At 51.9% G+C, this 18,621-nt stretch carries 19 protein-coding genes; all 19 read right to left on the bottom strand.

Going from position 1 to position 18,621, the window contains the following annotated elements:
• Window positions 1-248 precede the first annotated feature (248 nt).
• The 19 genes from KJS57_RS06035 to plsX all read right to left on the bottom strand — a co-directional run bounded on the left by KJS57_RS06035 (window position 249) and on the right by plsX (window position 18,621).
• Complete coding sequence (locus KJS57_RS06035) at window positions 249-1,079, bottom strand: glycosyltransferase family 2 protein (protein WP_244861421.1); 831 nt, start codon at window positions 1,077-1,079, stop codon at window positions 249-251.
• Between the two features lie 45 nt (window positions 1,080-1,124).
• Window positions 1,125-1,826: a class I SAM-dependent methyltransferase gene (locus tag KJS57_RS06030; protein ID WP_211021328.1), complete on the bottom strand. Its 702-nt coding sequence runs from the start codon at window positions 1,824-1,826 to the stop codon at window positions 1,125-1,127.
• A 195-nt stretch (window positions 1,827-2,021) separates the two neighbouring features.
• Window positions 2,022-2,831 carry a tRNA (guanosine(37)-N1)-methyltransferase TrmD gene (gene trmD / locus KJS57_RS06025; RefSeq protein WP_213654101.1) on the bottom strand — a complete coding sequence of 270 codons (810 nt, stop codon included), beginning with the start codon at window positions 2,829-2,831 and terminating at the stop codon, window positions 2,022-2,024.
• A gap of 2 nt (window positions 2,832-2,833) precedes the next feature.
• Window positions 2,834-3,352 carry a ribosome maturation factor RimM gene (gene rimM / locus KJS57_RS06020; protein ID WP_211021326.1) on the bottom strand — a complete coding sequence of 173 codons (519 nt, stop codon included), beginning with the start codon at window positions 3,350-3,352 and terminating at the stop codon, window positions 2,834-2,836.
• 30 nt (window positions 3,353-3,382) lie between these two features.
• On the bottom strand, window positions 3,383-4,018 hold the full coding sequence (locus tag KJS57_RS06015) for a hypothetical protein (protein ID WP_213654100.1): 636 nt from the start codon (window positions 4,016-4,018) through the stop codon (window positions 3,383-3,385).
• A 72-nt stretch (window positions 4,019-4,090) separates the two neighbouring features.
• Window positions 4,091-4,321, bottom strand: a complete 231-nt coding sequence (locus KJS57_RS06010; RefSeq protein ID WP_059053652.1) for a KH domain-containing protein — start codon at window positions 4,319-4,321, stop codon at window positions 4,091-4,093.
• Between the two features lie 22 nt (window positions 4,322-4,343).
• On the bottom strand, window positions 4,344-4,616 hold the full coding sequence (rpsP, locus tag KJS57_RS06005; RefSeq protein ID WP_114495920.1) for a 30S ribosomal protein S16: 273 nt from the start codon (window positions 4,614-4,616) through the stop codon (window positions 4,344-4,346).
• Window positions 4,617-4,679: 63 nt separating this feature from the next.
• Window positions 4,680-6,056, bottom strand: coding sequence for a signal recognition particle protein (ffh, locus tag KJS57_RS06000; RefSeq protein WP_213654099.1), 1,377 nt, complete (start codon window positions 6,054-6,056; stop codon window positions 4,680-4,682).
• A 45-nt stretch (window positions 6,057-6,101) separates the two neighbouring features.
• Window positions 6,102-6,455 carry a putative DNA-binding protein gene (locus KJS57_RS05995; protein ID WP_211021322.1) on the bottom strand — a complete coding sequence of 118 codons (354 nt, stop codon included), beginning with the start codon at window positions 6,453-6,455 and terminating at the stop codon, window positions 6,102-6,104.
• Between the two features lie 390 nt (window positions 6,456-6,845).
• A complete protein-coding gene (trhA, locus tag KJS57_RS05990) occupies window positions 6,846-7,493 on the bottom strand; it encodes a PAQR family membrane homeostasis protein TrhA (protein WP_213654098.1) in 648 nt (215 codons plus the stop codon).
• Between the two features lie 62 nt (window positions 7,494-7,555).
• Complete coding sequence (gene ftsY / locus KJS57_RS05985) at window positions 7,556-8,557, bottom strand: signal recognition particle-docking protein FtsY (protein ID WP_211021320.1); 1,002 nt, start codon at window positions 8,555-8,557, stop codon at window positions 7,556-7,558.
• A gap of 24 nt (window positions 8,558-8,581) precedes the next feature.
• Entirely contained in the window at window positions 8,582-12,154 is a 3,573-nt protein-coding gene (gene smc, locus KJS57_RS05980) for a chromosome segregation protein SMC (protein WP_213654097.1), read from the bottom strand.
• A gap of 252 nt (window positions 12,155-12,406) precedes the next feature.
• Window positions 12,407-13,114, bottom strand: a complete 708-nt coding sequence (gene rnc, locus KJS57_RS05975) for a ribonuclease III (RefSeq protein ID WP_211021318.1) — start codon at window positions 13,112-13,114, stop codon at window positions 12,407-12,409.
• 12 nt (window positions 13,115-13,126) lie between these two features.
• The gene (gene fabF, locus KJS57_RS05970; RefSeq protein WP_213654096.1) at window positions 13,127-14,365 is read right to left on the bottom strand and encodes a beta-ketoacyl-ACP synthase II; all 1,239 of its coding nucleotides are present in this window, start codon (window positions 14,363-14,365) and stop codon (window positions 13,127-13,129) included.
• A gap of 146 nt (window positions 14,366-14,511) precedes the next feature.
• Window positions 14,512-14,745 carry an acyl carrier protein gene (gene acpP, locus KJS57_RS05965; RefSeq protein ID WP_018750834.1) on the bottom strand — a complete coding sequence of 78 codons (234 nt, stop codon included), beginning with the start codon at window positions 14,743-14,745 and terminating at the stop codon, window positions 14,512-14,514.
• A gap of 66 nt (window positions 14,746-14,811) precedes the next feature.
• A complete protein-coding gene (gene fabG, locus KJS57_RS05960) occupies window positions 14,812-15,561 on the bottom strand; it encodes a 3-oxoacyl-[acyl-carrier-protein] reductase (RefSeq protein WP_211021518.1) in 750 nt (249 codons plus the stop codon).
• Between the two features lie 83 nt (window positions 15,562-15,644).
• The gene (gene fabD / locus KJS57_RS05955) at window positions 15,645-16,589 is read right to left on the bottom strand and encodes an ACP S-malonyltransferase (protein ID WP_211021316.1); all 945 of its coding nucleotides are present in this window, start codon (window positions 16,587-16,589) and stop codon (window positions 15,645-15,647) included.
• A 47-nt stretch (window positions 16,590-16,636) separates the two neighbouring features.
• Window positions 16,637-17,623, bottom strand: coding sequence for a beta-ketoacyl-ACP synthase III (locus tag KJS57_RS05950; protein ID WP_211021315.1), 987 nt, complete (start codon window positions 17,621-17,623; stop codon window positions 16,637-16,639).
• On the bottom strand, window positions 17,620-18,621 hold the full coding sequence (gene plsX, locus KJS57_RS05945) for a phosphate acyltransferase PlsX (protein WP_211021314.1): 1,002 nt from the start codon (window positions 18,619-18,621) through the stop codon (window positions 17,620-17,622). Before plsX ends, KJS57_RS05950 begins: the two co-directional genes overlap by 4 nt.

Raw genomic sequence — 18,621 nt, 5'->3', positions numbered from 1 at the left:
TACAAACCGGGATACCCAACGGGTAAAAATAAAACTCAACCTTCGACGGCCCCTTAGTCTATATCTCCTCCTGATCCTGACCGACCGCCTTCGCCCTCCAGTAGGCATTCACTTCACCTCAACCATTTCATTTGAAATAGGGCTTTATCTTTTTCACGACAGACCGTTAAATCATACTAATGCCAACATATTCTTCTACTCCTCCTAACGTGAAACTTTCAGCGCAAAAATCTCGTTTCATGCAGCCATTAACCATCTTTCAAAGCAATAAAATACCTTGCCGGATCGAAGAAAGTCTCCCTCTCCACAACGTCCGACGGATTGTATCCAAACATATCAATCTCATAGGCGGACCGCCCAACATTCCATTTTTCACGGAAACGCTCTGCATTTTGAAGCGATAAAGTCCGATAATCTTGCGACAATTCCTTGAACGTCCCATGACCTTCATGATGGACATAGACATCCTCCGCTGCCCAAAGTCGATACCCGCCGATACGGGCCCGGATACAGAAATCGTCATCTTCATAATTGCCAGGAAAAAAGCGCTCATCAAATCCGCCGATCCGCTTCACCACATCCGATGAGATTAACATGCAAAATCCGGTTAATTTATGACCATAAAAGCCTTTCCCCGCATATTGTATTCCCCTTCGTTCCGCATACTCATCAAGTTCCTCCAGACCATCAGGTCCCCCGTCCGAAACCCGCTGAATTGGAGCGACGTGGTATGACATAGGTCCGGCTACCCCGATGTTCGGATCACGCTCAATACAGGCCAACAGCTTACCAAGCCAATGCGGGGTAACGACCGTATCATTGTTTAACAGCAGGATGTAATCCCCGCTAACTTCGCGCAATCCCTGATTGATCCCCCCGGCAAATCCCCGGTTTATTTTATTGCGGATAACCTTTCCAAAATTTAAAGACCTCAAATAATCTGGAGTCCCGTCATAGGAATCGTTATCAACAAACACAAATTCAAAAGGTTCTGGTGTGTGCTTCAAGACGCTTTCTATGCAACGCTTTGTCAAATCCAGCCGATTCTTGGTCAAAATTAGGATGGAAACAAGTACCACAAGGTTTACTCCTTTCACTTTAGATAGAGCCACTGAGGGCAATTCTCATAGACCCGATGAGTCCAATATATATTTGACCGAGCCTCGCAGCCGTTCGTTATCCGGAACAATAACCCCCAACCCGTTATTTGATGATAATTCGTAAAAAGACAAAGCGTGCTCCGTCTCCATCAAAAAATCCTCGATCGCCGTTAAGATGCCGTTTTTAGGACCATGCTCCTGAACCGCATTATGAACCGTACTGTTGAAACCTCCAGCTTCCAAAAGCCCTGTGTAGCCGCGCTGTAACCCCTTCTTTTCACATGGCTGCCGGTAAGCTTCAGGGACGGTTTCCGGAGAGTAGTACATATCCCTTCTTCCATAGGGCCAGCCCGTATCGTGAAGCACCGTGACCGGAAAAGGAAGCCCTTCTCTTTGGGCCATCTGCTCTGCAAGCTTTAGCTCATGATAAACGGTGTACCAATTATGATCCCCGTCGATTAATACCATGTCATATGCCCCGATTTGGGGAAGTGCCTCCAGACTCAGGGTTTCGTACAGGCTGACTGTATCACCGTAATAACGCTGCATTAATTGGACGTCATACAAAGGAGCGGGATCAATCACCACGCACTTGGCTCCGGTATAACTGCAATAATCCAGCAGTTTGAACGTATTCATTCCTGTGAAAGAACCTATTTCTACGATCACTTTCGGCTGTACCGATAAAATCAAAGGCTTAATCACCTTTTCCCAAAATCGATGCATCCGCCACCTCCATATCTCCCTTGCGAGCAACACAAAACTCTTCCCCTAGCCCTCGTAAATTAATCGGGAAATATCATATCGTATGTATTCCAAACGACGTCCTATTCCCTTTGAACACAAAAAAGAACCGCAGCAATGCCGCGGTCCTTCTTGTCGGTCCCTTATAAATAAACTCTATTCGCTCGAGTAATTCAATTATTTAGTCTCATTCCGAAACTCTTCAAGCCATTTTATTTCCTGCGGGGATAAATCCAATGTTTCCAATAGATCGGGACGGCGCTGCCAGGTGCGGCGCAGTGCTTCTTTGCGCCTCCAGTCGGCAACATTGGCATGATGGCCGCTCAGCAGGATGTCCGGCACCTTCCAGCCGCGAAATTCGGCCGGACGGGTATAATGCGGGTATTCCAATAATCCTGTGCTGAACGAATCGGTTACCGCGCTCATTTCATTCCCCAGCACACCAGGCAAGAGACGGGTAATGCTGTCGATCATGACCATGGCCGGAAGTTCTCCTCCGGTCAGAACATAGTCACCGATCGATAGCTCATCCGTCACTAAATGCTCCCGAATCCTCTCATCGTAGCCTTCATAGTGCCCGCAAACAAAAATCAGATGATCCTCGCCGGCCAATTCCTCAGCCTTCCGCTGAGAGAACGGCTCCCCTTGGGGACACATCAGAATGACCCGTGGAGGACGCTGGGATTCAGTCGTGGCTACGGCCGAGATTGAGTCATCAGCAGTAGTTTCGAACTGCTCACCCGTTCTTTCGTTGCTCTTGGACAGCAAGTCCTCGACAGCCCGGAATATCGGTTCCGGCTTAAGTACCATACCGCCTCCGCCCCCGTAGGGCGTATCGTCGACGGTTCCATGCTTATTTCCGGAATAATCCCGAAAATTGACCGCATTTAAAGAAACGATCCCCTTTTCCTGGGCTTTTCCAAGAATGCTGCTGTGAAATACCCCGTCAAACATTTCCGGGAACAGGGTTAATACATCCATCCGCATGATTACAGCAGTCCTTCCATCAGGTGGATCTTGACCAGTTTAGCCTTTACATCCACATCCAGCACAACGTCATCGATGACAGGCAGCAGCAGTTCTTTGCGCGACGGGAGTTTAACCACCCATACATCATTGGCGCCGGGACGCAAAATTTCCTCGATAACCCCGATTTCTTCACCTGCTTCATTCACAACGCGGCAACCGATGATTTCATGAAAATAGTATTCATTTTCCGGCAGTTCAACGGAATTGTCCTTGGATACCTTTAACTCGAACCCTTTAAATTTTTCTACTTCATTGATATTGTCGAACTCGTTAAATTTTACGATGTACATCTGCTTATACGGACGGGCAGCAGCCACCGTAACCGAGATTTGCTCGCCCCGTTCCGGGTGTGTCATCATCAGCTTTGCCTTCGGTGCAAAGCGCACCTCAGGAAAATCCGTTTGAAGCAGCACTTTCAGTTCGCCGCGAATTCCATGCGTGTTCACTATTTTTCCAACTGACAATAATGATTCCGACATAATTACCTCCAAAGCATTGATCTGGCTTCCTCACGAAGCGTTATCATTCGCATCGAAGCCGTATTTAATCTTCAGCCGTTCATATAAATCGAGCTGATCTTTACGCAATACGATGTTGCGGACCGTCTCCCGCCATTCCGCTTCCATTCGGGCAGGTCTCCACATGATGACCTCATCCTCAGGAAACTGGCGATGAAGCTCGGTAAGATCCTCTCTCATCATTTCCATAGCCCTCATAATCTTATTACGCCCTTCATCCTTATCCAACGTATGATTATTGATTTCTTCGGCCACATCCTGTTGGACAAAGTTATAATAATCCGTCATTACATTGTACATTAAATAGGTGGAAGAGCCCTGTGCTGCAAAAGCAGGATCCATGGATATAAAAGCGGTCTCCACCGTTTTTAGATTTGCCGACAAAATGCCCAGACGTTGCATAACCGAGGCATCCGATGCACGATCTCTTAAACTTTCAATGACCAGATCGGTTTCCGTCAACGCATTTTTCAATCCATTACCGAACGACTGATTTATCATCGCTGAATAACTTTGGTCCTGTGCCTTTTTGTAGGGCAACCCTTTAAAATTATAATAAAGACTGGCCAGCAAGCATACCAGCAGAATGCAGCTGGTCCACGCCCACAATCCAAATCTCTTTTTCATTCCGTTCCTCCCCAGCTTCAGCATGTACGAAAAAGGGTTAGGACAAACATCCTAACCCTCTTTCGTATAGCTTTAAGACAGAATGTCCACGGTAACCCGCTTATCCATCTTAACGGCTGCCGATGCTACAACCGTGCGGAGTGCCTTGGCGATTCTTCCCTGCTTGCCGATCACTTTACCTACATCATCGGGATGTACGGAAAGTTCATACACAATCAGATGTTCCTTCTCCACGACCTCCACACGGACATCGTCCGGATGATCAACAAGAGCCTTCGCAATAACGCCGACTAATTGTTCCATATGAGACCCTCCGAATCAGCAATTATTTCTGCTGCTTAAGCTCATGAAATTTCTTCATTACGCCCGCTTTGCTGAGCAGGTTGCGAACGGTATCAGATGCTTGTGCACCGTCTTGCAGCCATTTCAAAGCTTTCTCTTCGTCGATGTTAACTACTGCCGGTTCAGCAACCGGGTTGTAGAAACCAATCTCCTCGATAAAACGGCCGTCACGCGGGGAACGGGAATTCGACACCACGATACGATAGAAAGGAGCTTTATGAGCACCCATGCGTTTCAAACGAATACGAACTGCCACGAAATTCACCTCCTTTAAAAAATCAATCCATGCTTATATTTCATCCGGCCAGGTAAGATCCTGTTACCGGAATGGAAATCTCATGCCTTTGCCCGCTTTGCCGAGCTGCTTCATCATCTTCGAACCTTTGCCTTTAGGTCCCATCATATCGGAGAACTGCTTCATCATTCTCCGCATTTCGTCGAACTGCTTGATCAAGCGGTTTACATCCGCGAGCGTAGTCCCGCTGCCTGCGGCAATCCGCTTGCGGCGGCTGTGATTGATCATGTCAGGATTTTGCTTCTCCTGATTGGTCATGGAATGAACGATGGCTTCCACCCGGCCCATTTGCTTCTCATCGACCTTGATGTCTTTCATCTGTTTCATTTTGCCCATGCCCGGAATCATGTCCATGATCTGGTCAAGCGGTCCAAGCTTCTTCACCTGGTCCATCTGCTCCAGGAAATCGTCGAACGTAAATTCCGCATTGCGCATTTTCCGTTCCATTTCCTTAGCTTTCTCGGCATCGATATTGGACTGCGCCTTCTCGATCAGGGACAGCATATCGCCCATGCCCAGAATCCGGGAAGCCATCCGTTCCGGATGGAACGGTTCGAGCGCATCAATCTTCTCGCCGAGGGCGGCAAATTTGATCGGACAACCCGTCACGGCTTTAACCGATAAGGCTGCGCCGCCTCGGGTGTCGCCATCCAGCTTCGTGAGTACGACACCGGTCAGTGTCAGTTGCTGATTGAAGCTCTCGGCTACGTTTACCGCATCCTGACCTGTCATGGCATCCACGACCAGGAGTACTTCATCCGGCTTGGTCACTTCATGGATTTGACGGAGTTCCTCCATCAAAGCCTCGTCGACATGCAGCCGGCCCGCCGTATCGATCAGCAGGTAGTCATTGCCGTTATCCTTTGCATGCTGCAAAGCCTGACGTGCAATTTCAACCGGGCTGTTGCCTTCCGGAAGCGTAAATACAGGTACCTTGATCTGTTCACCCAGCACCTGCAGCTGTTTAATCGCAGCCGGCCGGTAAATATCCCCGGCTACCAGGAGTGGACGATGGTTGCCCTTCAGAAGCAGCTTGGCCAATTTGGCCGAAGTCGTCGTCTTACCGGCACCTTGCAGACCCGCCATCATGACTACGGTCGGCGGACGGTTGCTCTTGGCCAGCTTGGCTTGGCTGCCGCCCATGAGATCGGTCAATTCCTTGTTTACGATGTCGATGATTACCATGCCTGGCGTAAAGCTCTCCATGACCTCGCTGCCAACGGCTTTCTCTTTCACCTTGGCGATAAATTCCTTGACCACTTTAAAGTTGACATCCGCTTCCAGCAAGGCCAGACGCACTTCGCGCATCGCTTCGTTTACATCATCCTCTGAAACTTTACCTTTGCCGCGAAGCTTGCTAAACACGCTTTGCAATCGATTTGTCAATCCTTCAAAAGCCATTCCCCGGTCACCTCCGTTCCATTGTCTAAAATCCAGCCGCCAATGCTACAGCTGTTCAGCTTGCCGCAGGAGCTGTTTGGCCGTTTCTTTATGTAAAGCGGACATCTCGCTGTCCTCTAGCACTTTCCCCAGTCTTGCAAGCAACTCGCTGCGCTCTTCGTCCTTACGGACTAAGCCGAGCTTGTCTTCATAAACTTCCAGCATCTCTTCCGCCCGCTTGATATGCTCATAAACCGCCTGGCGGCTGATTTCAAATTCCGAGGCGATTTCACCCAAGGAAAAATCATCGAGAAAATAATATTTGAGAAATGTCTGCTGCTTCTCAGTCAGCAAAGTTTCGTAAAAATCAAACAACAGGTTGATCCGGTTTGTCTTCTCAAGCCTATTCTCTTGACTCATCTGGGCACCCCCTCCGTCAAGGAAAAACACTTTACAGCGCATCAACGTTTCCTATCATACCCGAATGGAGAACCCGTTGTCAAGTAATTCCCCTTAACATCTGCAATCACTTGAAAAGGTTGCTGTGATGGCATGCTTTCGTTGGAGATTATCCAACTATATTGCTTGTTTTTGTATTTCCATGCCTTTTGATTGTAAATAATCCAACGAGTTAAGCATAAATCCGCCCCCAAGCATTGATTCATGTAATTTCGTTGGAATTTCTCCAATCCTTCCATGAAATCGGCTGTTCTGACGTGTGCTCGTTGGAATTTCTCCAATCAAGTTACAACAGTGCTACAAAAAAGCAACAACCACCGGAGCATAAGCTCCAGTGGTTGTTCACTTCTCTCATCGATGCGGGAGAAGATACAGCAGGATCGCGAAGAAATGCGTCACGCTGCCTGCAAGGACGAACAGATGCCAGATGGCGTGATGATAAGGAAACGCCCGCCACACATAAAACACGGTGCCAAGCGTATATAAAAGCCCCCCGGTAACCAGCAGCACAATGCCCGGATTAGGCACGGCAGCCACTAACGGACCCCAGGCAATCACGATCAGCCATCCCATGATGAGATAGAAGATCGTAGACATGAATAGGAATCTTTTGACGAAGAAGGCTTTAAACACGACACCGAGCAAGGCAATGCCCCAGACGATCCCGAACAAGCTCCAGCCAAGCGGGCCGCGGACCGCTACCAATAAGAACGGAGTGTACGTTCCGGCGATATAAATATAGATCGAGGAATGATCGAAAAATTCGAACAGATCCTTAATCTTGCCCTCTTTGAAGCTGTGTACCAATGTCGAACACGAATACAACAGCAGCATGCTCACCCCGTAAATCGTAAAGCTGACGACATGCCAGGCCGTACCCTTCATACTGGAGAAGACGATCAGCAGCACCAGTCCCGCCAAGCTGAGCAGCGCTCCGATCCCATGAGTTATCGCATTCGCGATCTCCTCCCGGCGTGGATAAGTATGCGTATTGGCCATCATTTCGCCTCCTTTTATTGATCTCATTATTCTATAAACATATGGACATTAGCCCAAAACGGTTACACTTGCTCTTCCTCGGATTCTTCCTCTTCCTTGATCAAACCGGCGAACAAGCCGTGTACGAATTGCTCGGAATCGAACTTCTGCAGATCTTCCATCTTTTCGCCGAGGCCGACAAGCTTCACCGGCAAACTCAGTTCCTGGCGGATTGCAATAACGATCCCGCCCTTGGCCGTACCGTCCAGCTTGGTCAATACAAGGCCCGTGACGCCGCTCTTCTCGCCGAACAGCTTCGCCTGGCTAAGCGCGTTTTGGCCGGTAGTAGCATCAAGCACCATGAGAACCTCATGCGGAGCGCCCGGAATCTCCCGCTGAATGACGCGGAAGATCTTGTTCAGCTCCTCCATAAGGTTGGACTTGTTCTGCAAGCGGCCCGCCGTATCGCATAGCAGAATGTCCGCTCCGCGCTGCTTGGCTGCCTGCACTGCGTCGAACATCACCGCGGCCGGATCGGAACCGGCCTGCTGCTTGATCACATCTACGCCGACCCGATTGCCCCATACTTCCAATTGCTCGATCGCACCGGCACGGAACGTGTCTCCTGCCGCCATAATCACTTTTTTCCCCTGTTGCTTGTAATGGTGCGCAAGCTTCCCGATCGTCGTCGTCTTACCGACTCCATTGACACCTACAAACAGAATGACGGTGATTCCATCGGGATTCAGCTTCAAGTCATTGTTCTCGTCTCCGCGCAGCAGCCCCACGAGCTTTTCGGACAGGATCGGCTGAAGCTCTGCCGCATCTTCGATCCGGCGTTTTTTCACTTCGGAACGCAGCTCATCGATCAGGTCCATTACCGTATTCACGCCGACATCGGCACCGATTAGAATTTCTTCAAGCTCCTCAAAAAATTCCTCGTCTATTTTTTTGCGCCGCGTCACCAGCTCGGTTACTTTTTCCACAAACCCTTTGCGGCTTTTCTCCAGTCCGTCCTTGAACTGTTTCGTTACCGACTCGGTTTTGGAGGCGATGCTCTCTTTTAGTTTTTTAAAGAAACTCATAGGTTCCCTCCTAGTATATTCTCATCAAGCGATTTCCATCGTTTCCTCGTCTTCGAGCTTCACGGATACGAGCTTCGACACGCCGCCCTCTTCCATAGTTACCCCGTAGAGGACGTCCGCTTCTTCCATCGTTCCTTTGCGGTGCGTTACGACGATAAACTGGGTTTGCTCGGAAAACTCACGCAAATATTGGGCAAACCGCACCACGTTCGCTTCATCCAGCGCGGCCTCCACTTCGTCGAGCACGCAGAACGGCACAGGCTTAACCTGCAGAATGGCAAACAGCAGGGCCATGGCGGTCAAGGCACGTTCTCCGCCCGAAAGCAACTGAAGGTTTTGCAGCTTTTTGCCCGGCGGTTGAGCCACGACATCGATCCCGGTTTCGAGCAGATTGTCCGGATCGATCAGGATGAGATCGGCACGTCCTCCTCCGAAAAGCTTCGAGAATACGATGACGAATTCCCGGCGGATCGCGTCAAACGTCGTTTTGAATCGTTTGGACATTTCGTCGTCCATTTCCTTGATGACCTGGTACAGCGTCGTTTTCGCTTCCACCAGATCATTCTTCTGCTCGCTCAGGAACTGGTACCTTTCGCCGACCCGCTGATATTCCTCGATGGCGCCCAAATTCACTTCACCCAGCACAGTAATCTGCCGTTTCAGTTCCTTCACGTCCGCCTGAGTCTGCGGTACATCCTCGGGCACTGTATAAAGCAGCTTGGCCCGCTCATAGCTGAGTTCGTAATCGTCGCCGAGCTTGCGCAAAATATTATCCAGCTCCACATCGAGACGATTGGCTTGGATTTCGGTTTGACGCAGTTGTTCTTCGACCGTTTTCAGCCCAAGGCGCTGCTCTTTTGTTTCGCTCTCGCCTTCCTCCAGCTTCTTCACGAGCACGGAGCGGGAGGCCCGTTCCAATTCCAATTGCTCGCCGGCGCGTTCCTTCTTCAATTTAAAATCGTTCAGATCTTGTCGCTGGGTTACGCTTTGCCGCTCATTCTGTTTTAAATCAGACTCGATCGACTGCAAAATGCTGCGGTTCTGTTCAAGCTCCTGTTTCAGGATGCCGCAATCTTCTTCGGCGCGCCGCAGCTGCTCGCGGAGCGAATAGCCTTCCTGATCCAGTTTGCCTTCGCGAACTTTAAGACCAGTGAGAAGATCCTGCAGTTCTTCTTTGGCCGATTCATTGGCTTTACGCGCAAACTCGGCGGCTTGAATAGACTGCTGAACAGTCTGCTCTTCTTTCTCCAGTTCCGCCAGCTTCGCTTCAGCGTCCGCCTTATTCTTGTCCAGATCCTCCAATTCCTTGAGGTAATGACCCTTTTCCTGGCCATATAGCTGGAATTGTTCCGAAACATGTCTCCATTCATGATCGACCTGCTTCAAGTCGCCGGCTATGGATTGCTCCTCCGTACGCTTGTTGTCGCCAGCTTCACGAAGGCGATCCAATTCAAGTTCCGCCGCCTCCATCTGTTCGCGGACATCTTTAAGGCCTTTGCGGAGTTTATCCAGCATATCTTCGCTCTCTTTGATGTCCCCTGCCAGCTGATCCAGCTGGCGCTTCCGGCCCAGCAGGTTGCTGTTCTTTCTGTGCTGGCTGCCCCCGGTCATCGAGCCGCCGGCGTTGACAACATCACCCTCCAGCGTCACGATGCGGAACCGGTACTGGCAGCGCGCCGCCATCTTGTTCGCCCGCTCCAGATCGCTGGCGAAAACCACATTGCCGAGCAGGCTGCCAATGATATCGGCGTATCTCGGCTCAAAGCCAACAAGCTCCGCACCGATGCCGACAAAGCCGTCGGCATCCTCCATTTGGCGCTTATCAGCGGCCGAAATTTGCCGCGGCCGGATCACGTCGAGCGGCAGGAACGTCGCTCGGCCCAGCTGGCGCTGCTTCAAGAAAGCGATCGCTTGCCGGGACACGGCTTCGTTCTCCATCACGATGTGCTGCATCGCAGCGCCGAGCGCCGTCTCCACGGCGATTTCCAGCTTCTCCGGTACCCGGATCAGCTCGGCAACCGCGCCGTGCACCCCGCTCAAGGCTGATTTACGGGAAGCCTTCAGGACTTCCTTTACCCCCAGAGCAAAGCCGTCGAAATCCTCTTCCATTTCCTTCATCGTATCGCGGCGGGACACTAGTCCTTCCCGCTTCTGTTCCCATTTCCGGATGCCGTTCTGGCTCTCTTCCGCCAGTCTTTGCATCGACTGGTAGCGTTCGCTCTCGGAAATGTACTTGCCTCGCAAGTCGGCGATTTCTTTGCCGAGCTGCTCCAGCACACGCTCAAGCTCGCTCTTCTTGCCCTTCAGCCGGTCAAGCTCATCGCGCCATTTGGCTCCCTCCTCTTCGGAACGGGTCATCCGGCGCTGTACGCTTTCCTTTTGCTGATCGGCGGAACGTATCTCGCCCCTTGCTTGAGCCATCAGGTTCATGATTTCGAGCAGTTGGCCTTTAAGGCCCTCCTCCTGCGCCTGGCTGATACCCCCGGTAACGCCTATAAGCTTTGCTTCCTCGGCCGACAGCTCCGTTCGCAGCTCCGTAAGTTGCTGCTCCGCAGCAGCGAATTTAGTCGCCAGACCGTCCAGTTCCGCAGCCCGCTGAGCATAACGCTCTTCACTGACGGCGAGCGATTGCCGAAGCTGGTCCCTGTTCTGCGTCAGGTTCTTGGCACGCTCTTTAAGCACTTCGCCAAATCCTTCGCTCTTCTCGAAGCTTTCACTGTATTCCAGCAACTGCCCCTGAAGAACCTCGATCTGATCTTCCACCTGCCGAAGCGCTAGCCGGTCGCTTTCCAGCTTTGCATCATGGGCCGACACGATCGTGGACAAGGCGGTCTGCTCTTCCTGCAGCTTGGTCAGCCTGCTGTTAGCCTCGCTCCAGGTCTCATGAATTTGCTCGATTTGATGGACATATAACGAAATTTCTTTATTTTTCAGCTGCTCGCGCAGTTCCTTGTATTTGTGAGCCTTATCCGACTGCTCCTTAAGCGGGCCGATTTGATCCTCAAGTTCACTGACCAGATCGTGAATGCGCAGCAGATTTTGTTCGGTGTCATCGAGCTTGCGCCGGGCATCGCGCTTCCGGCTCTTATATTTGACTATGCCCGAGGCTTCTTCAAAAATACCTCTGCGATCCTCGGAACGGGTGCTCAGAATTTCTTCAATCCGCCCTTGTCCGATAATCGAATAGGCTTCTTTTCCGATTCCCGTGTCCATAAACAGCTCGGTAATATCCTTCAACCGGCAAGACTGCTTGTTAATCAGATACTCGCTGTCTCCGCTGCGGTGAACCCGGCGGGTAACGGTTACCTCGCTGAAGTCGAGCGGCAGAGCATGGTCGGTATTGTCCAGCGTCAGGGAGACTTCCCCGTAATTTACCGCTTTCCTCGCATCGCTCCCGGCGAAAATAATATCCTCCATCTTCCCGCCGCGCAGCGATTTGGCGCTCTGTTCGCCGAGCACCCAGCGAATCCCGTCGGAGATGTTGCTTTTTCCGCTGCCGTTAGGTCCTACTACAGCGGTAATGCCCCGGACGAATTCCATTTCCGTCTTGTCGGCAAAAGATTTAAAACCTGCTAACTCGATCCGTTTCAAAAACATACGTTCACGATCACCTCTAACGACTATTGTATCATACCCGCGGCCCCGTAGGACAGGCGAAGAAATCAGATTCCGCAGCAGGATTTAGCCTGAATTTTAGTTAAACGATTCCCCCGGACTGCCGGATAAATTAACTTGTAATCGGAACTCGTGCTAAATGTAACAAAAAACAGCCTTACCCGGCCAAAAAGACCGACTAAGGCTGCATTTCCTAATCTATGCCTGGCATCATGCGAAGCGCCACCCGTCCGGTTAGGAAGGATTCTGCTCGCTTTGCTTAAGCCGTTCCAATGCAACGGCCGCCGCCTGCTGCTCGGCCTCTTTCTTCGATCTGCCGGTTCCCCGGCCCAGGCCGCGTCCTTCCATAAATACCTCGGACACGAATTCCCGTTCATGCGCAGGTCCGCGTTCCTCGACGATCCGATACTCAAGTACGCCCATATTATGATGTTGGGTCAGCTCCTGCAGCTCCGTCTTGTAGTCCGTCGTCTGCAATTTGCCGTCCAGCATAATTTGGGAGAATACGTGACTATGAAGGAATGTCGTTACCGCCTCCAGGCCTTGGTCAAGATAGAGCGCACCGACAAAGGATTCAAACACATCCGCCAGCAGAGCCGGACGAGTTCTTCCTCCAGTCAACTCTTCTCCTTTGCCAAGAAGAACGTATTTGCCGAATTCCAGACTCTCCGCAAATTTGACCAGGGAAGGCTCGCAAACGATCGCTGCACGCAGCTTGGTGAGCTCGCCTTCAGGCCGATCCGGGAAAATCCGGTATAAATGTTCCGATACCGTCAGTTCAAGAACCGCATCTCCAAGAAACTCCAGCCGTTCATTGTCCTCATGCTGGCTAAACCGATGCTCGTTCACATAGGACGCATGCGTAAAGGCCTGTTTCAGAAGCTGCTTATTTTGGAATGCCAGTTGAAGTTTTTGTTGTAACTGCTTAAGATCTCCACTCAACAGACTGTCCCCTTATGCTTCGAATTTCTTCAGAATAATCGTGGCATTATGCCCGCCAAATCCGAAGGAGTTAGACATGGTCACCCGTACATCCGCTTTTCTGGCTACGTTCGGAACATAGTCCAAATCACATTCCGGGTCCGGATTCTCCAGGTTGATCGTCGGAGCGATGACACCGTTTTGCAGTGTCAGACCGCAGATGACGGCTTCTACGCCGCCGGCTGCACCGAGCAAGTGACCTGTCATCGATTTGGTTGAACTGATCGCGACCTTGGATGCATGTTCGCCAAAAGCACGCTTGATGGCGATCGTTTCCGATTTGTCGCCGACCGGGGTGGATGTTCCATGCGCATTGATGTAATCCACCTCGCTAGGATCGATGCCCGCATCGCGAATCGCCATCTTCATGCAGCGCTCAGGTCCGTTAGGATCCGGCTCTGTCATATGATGTGCGTCGCCGCTGAGACCGTAACCGATGACCTCGGCATAGATCTTTGCTCCGCGTTTTTGCGCATGCTCCAGCGATTCGAGGATAAGAATCCCCGATCCCTCGCCCATGACGAATCCGTCCCGTTCTGTATCAAAAGGACGGCTTGCCTTCTCAGGCTCGTCATTGCGGGTGGACATCGCCCGCATCGCACAAAAGCCCGCGAGCCCCGTAGGACGGATCGTTGCTTCCGCGCCGCCGCAAATCATCACATCGGCATCGCCGCGCTGAATCAGCTTATACGAATCACCAATGGAATGAGTTCCGGTCGCGCACGCAGTCACCGCCGTGCTGTTCGGACCTTTGGCTCCGAACAGGATCGATACATGCCCTGAGGCCATGTTTGCGATCATCATAGGGATAAAGAACGGACTTACACGCTTCGGACCTTTTTGCAGCAAAATATTATGCTGATCCTCCCACGTGCCCAGGCCGCCGATGCCCGAGCCGATCATTACGCCAACCCGTTCAGGATCAGCCTGTTCGGCAATATTCAAACCGCTGTCCTTCAGTGCGCTTGTTGCAGCGGCCACCGCAAACTGGACAAACCGGTCCATCTTTCTTGCTTCTTTGCGTTCAATATAATCTTCGGGATTAAAGTCTTTCACCGAAGCGGCAATTTGCGTCGGATATTCGCTGACATCGAAGGACTCGATCAAAGATACGCCGGATTTACCAGACGTAAGATTGCTCCAGAACGTCTCCAGATCATGTCCGAGGGCCGTTACTGCACCCATGCCGGTTACTACCACTCTATGTTTCAAACACACTCACCTCGTATAGACTTCATGTGTAATATCAAATTCCATATACCATCCAAAAACAACCGGCGGTCAAAGAAATTTCCCTCTTAAGATGAGGAGAAGTCCCGCCTGCTTGATAAGGAGGTACGGGACTTTTAAAGATGACTTTAGGTATGAGATTGTATGTAGTTTACAACTTCACCTACGGTCGTGATCTTCTCTGCATCTTCGTCTGAAATTTCCAGGTCGAATTCATCTTCGAGTTCCATAACTAGTTCTACAACATCGAGCGAATCAGCACCCAAATCATCTTTGAAAGACGCTTCAAGCGTCACTTCGGCTTCATCTGCACCAAGGCGATCCACCACAATGCGTTTTACGCGATCCAATACATCGGACATCCGGTTCACCTCCTCCATGGTATTATACGAGAATTGAGAATAAAATGCCAGAAGCGAGATTGCAAATTACATATACATCCCGCCGTCTACGTGAAGCGTCTGCCCCGTCATATATGACGCGCCGTCCGAGGCCAGGAAAACAGTGACCTTGGCGATCTCTTCAGGCTGGCCGAGCCGGGCAAGCGGGATGCTTCCCAGCATTCCCTGACGCAGCTCCTCGGAGAGCTGCTCCGTCATATCCGTCTCAATAAAGCCCGGAGCAATGCAGTTCACGGTAATTCCCCGCGAAGCAAGCTCGCGCGCCGACGATTTCGTCAAGCCGATTACTCCGGCTTTGGCAGCGACATAATTGGCTTGACCGGCATTGCCCAAGACACCCACGACGGAGGAAATGTTGATAATCCGCCCCGAGCGCTGTTTCATCATCGGACGAGTCACGGCTTTGATACCGTTAAACACACCTTTCAGATTCGTTTCGATCACAGCGTCAAACTCTTCTTCTTTCATTCGCATAATCAAATTATCTCTTGTAATGCCGGCGTTGTTTACCAAAATATCAAGCCGCCCCCACGCTTCGAGAACGCCTTTGACCATACCTTCAAACTCCTCGCTGTTGCCTACATGGGCTTTGACGGCGTAGGCCTTCACGCCAAGCGCCTCGATCTCGGAAACAACGGAGTCAGCCGCCGCTGCATTCCCGGCATAGTTCACAACTACATTCGCTCCTGCCTCGGCAAGCGCCAGAGCGATGCTTCTGCCGATGCCGCGCGATGCGCCGGTGACCAGGGCATTCTGCCCTTCCAGGATTTTTGCCATCATTCATTCATCTCCTTTCCAAGAGCTTACGGAGGTACCTTAAACTATAAAATACCAGAAAAGGATCGGCTTGTCAGTGGGTTTCAAACCGTATCTCGCAAAGCTTCCGCTGTTTGCTCCACACTTTCCAAGCTGCTCACATTAAAGGTACGGACGCTTTTGTCGATTTTCCGGATCAAACCGGTCAGCACGCTTCCCGGCCCGAATTCAATGAACGTATCGACACCCTGGGCGATTAACCAGGAAACACTGTCCTCCCACAATACGGGGCTGTATACCTGCCGGATGAGAAGCTCCGGGATTTCTCCAGCACTCTGGGCGGGCCGTGCCGTCACATTCGCAACGACAGGGACAGAAGCATCGCGAATCGTAACATCCGCCAGCTTCTCACTTAAGCGTTCGGCCGCCGAAGTCATCAAGGAAGAATGAAACGGTCCGCTGACTTCCAGCGGGATTGCCCGCTTAGCTCCGATCTCTTTCACTCGCTCCACAACTTGGGACACGCCCTCTTTGCTTCCGGAGACCACGATTTGCCCGGGGCAATTGATGTTTGCCAGTTCCACGACGTTACCGCCGCTCGTAATGTCCGCGCATAATCCGGCCAGAGCTTCCCGCTCGCCGCCCAGCACGGCCGCCATAGCTCCCTGCCCGCCGGGCACGGCCTGCTCCATGAACTCGCCGCGGGCGCGCACCGTCGCTACGGCATCCTCAAACGACAAAGCTCCCGCAGCCGTCAGGGCGCTGTATTCGCCCAGGCTGTGGCCCGCCATATAGTCGGGTTTGAAGCCTTTGCTCGCAAATGCCTCGTATAAAGCGACACTCGTAGTCAGCAGCGCAGGCTGCGTATTTGCCGTTTGCTTCAAATCCCCTTCCGGGCCTTCGAAGATCAATCGTGTCAGCGGGAATCCGAGCACGGAATCGGCCTGATCAAACATACGCCGAGTCTCCGGCGCGCTGTCATACATATCTTTGCCCATTCCTACGCTTTGGGAACCCTGACCCGGAAAAACATAAGCTATTTTCCCCATACTAGTCTATACACTCCTTGTCACGCTATTATCAAAACCAGATTTGATTACCAGACAAGCACGGATGCTCCCCAGGTTAATCCGCCGCCGAAGCCTACCAGAAGAACGGTATCGCCTTCCTTGATCCGGCCTTCCTCAGCCGCTTCGACGAGCGCTAACGGGATAGAAGCCGCTGACGTATTCGCGTATTTATCCACATTGATTACGCACTTCTCCTCGGGCAAATCAAGCCGCTGCATCGCGGATTGGATAATCCGGATATTGGCCTGATGCGGTACGAAAAGGTCGATATCTTCCTTGGTCTTCCCTGCTTTGCGCAGCACTTCCTCGGTAGCCGTGCCCATTACGCGGACCGCGAATTTAAACACTTCCCGGCCGTTCATATAAATGAAATGCTTGCCGCCTTGCACAGTCTCTTGAGAAGCCGGCAACCGCGAACCGCCGCCTTCCAACTTCAAGAGCGGGCCGCCTGCACCTTCCGCGCCAAGGTCAAATGAGAGGAAACCCCGGCCTTGCGGTACTTCGCCAAGAACGACTGCTCCGGCTCCGTCACCAAACAGGACGCAGGTGTTGCGGTCGGTATAATCCGTAATGCGGGACAAAGTATCGGCCCCGATAATGAGTGCGTTATTGTACATCCCGGTTTGTAAAAAACCGTTAGCCGTCGCCATGCTGTAAACGAAGCCCGAGCAAGCGGCCGACAAATCGAATGCAGCTGCCTTCTTGGCGCCGAGTTTATCCTGCAGAATGCAGGCTGTCGAAGGAAACGTCATGTCAGGCGTTACCGTCGCGACGATAATCAACTCCAGATCTTCCGCCGCCATACCCGCAGATTCAAGCGCCCGTACGGCCGCCTCATACGCCAGATCGGAGGTTGCTTGTTCCGGCGCCGCGATATGACGCTCACGGATACCTGTCCGCGAGACGATCCATTCGTCGTTCGTCTCCACCATTTTTTCCAAATCCGCGTTGGTCAACACCTTTTCAGGTACATATTTCCCGAATCCGACTATACCTATCGAACGTAAACTCATGATTCCGCCCCCTGTTTCCCGCTGATTTCCTCTGATATGCTCTCCGTCAACCGGCTTTGAACCGCGGTTCGCGCTTGGCGGATCGCGTTCTTGATCGCTTCTCCGTCCGACGAGCCGTGTCCTTTGACAACCAAACCGCTAAGTCCAAGCAACGGTGCGCCGCCATGCTCCTTGTAATCAAGCGTCTGCTTGAGGCTCCGCATCGATGGCATGAGCACGGCCGCGGCCAATTTGTTCTTGAGCGATTTCGTGAATTCCGTCTTAAGCAGCGAGAACATGGCCCCAGCAGTGCCCTCCAGCGTCTTCAGCAGAATGTTGCCGGCAAAACCGTCGCATACCAGAACATCACAGGCTCCGGTCAACACATCACGGGCTTCAACATTGCCTACAAACTCGATCGGCAGCTCTTCCAGCAGCGGATAAGCCGCTTTGGTCAGTTCGTTACCCTTCTTGGCCTCGGTACCGACATTAAGCAGTCCGATCCGGGGTTTGGCAATACCGTGCACCTTTTGCCGGTAAACACTTCCCATCAGAGCGTACTGGGCCAAATGTTCGGGCTTCGCGTCCATGTTCGCTCCCAAATCCAGTGCGAGAACGCCGCGCCCGTCGAGCGTCGGAATCATCGGCGCCAATGCAGGCCGTTCAATACCTTCCATCCGGCCTACGACGAGCAAGCCCGTCGTCATCAGGGCGCCCGTATTACCGGCCGAAATCATCGCATCCGCTTGGCCCTCGCGCACCATGCGGCCGGCGACGACCATCGAGGCGTCCTTCTTACGGCGAACCGCTTTTACCGGCTCATCCTCCGCGTCGATCACCTCTTCGGCAGAGTGGATCGTAAGATTGGACGGTGCATTTATCAACAACGGCTCGAGGTCGCTCTTGCGGCCGACAAGAACGATGTCGATATCGCTCCATTCCTTGGCTGCCGCCAAAGCGCCCTCAACCGTACTCTTCGGCGCATGGTCTCCCCCCATCGCGTCAATCGCGATTCGCAT

Origin of the sequence: Paenibacillus vini (assembly GCF_018403325.1) — a bacterium.
Taxonomy (GTDB): domain Bacteria; phylum Bacillota; class Bacilli; order Paenibacillales; family Paenibacillaceae; genus Fontibacillus; species Fontibacillus vini.
This window is presented reverse-complemented; position numbering and strand designations above follow the sequence as displayed.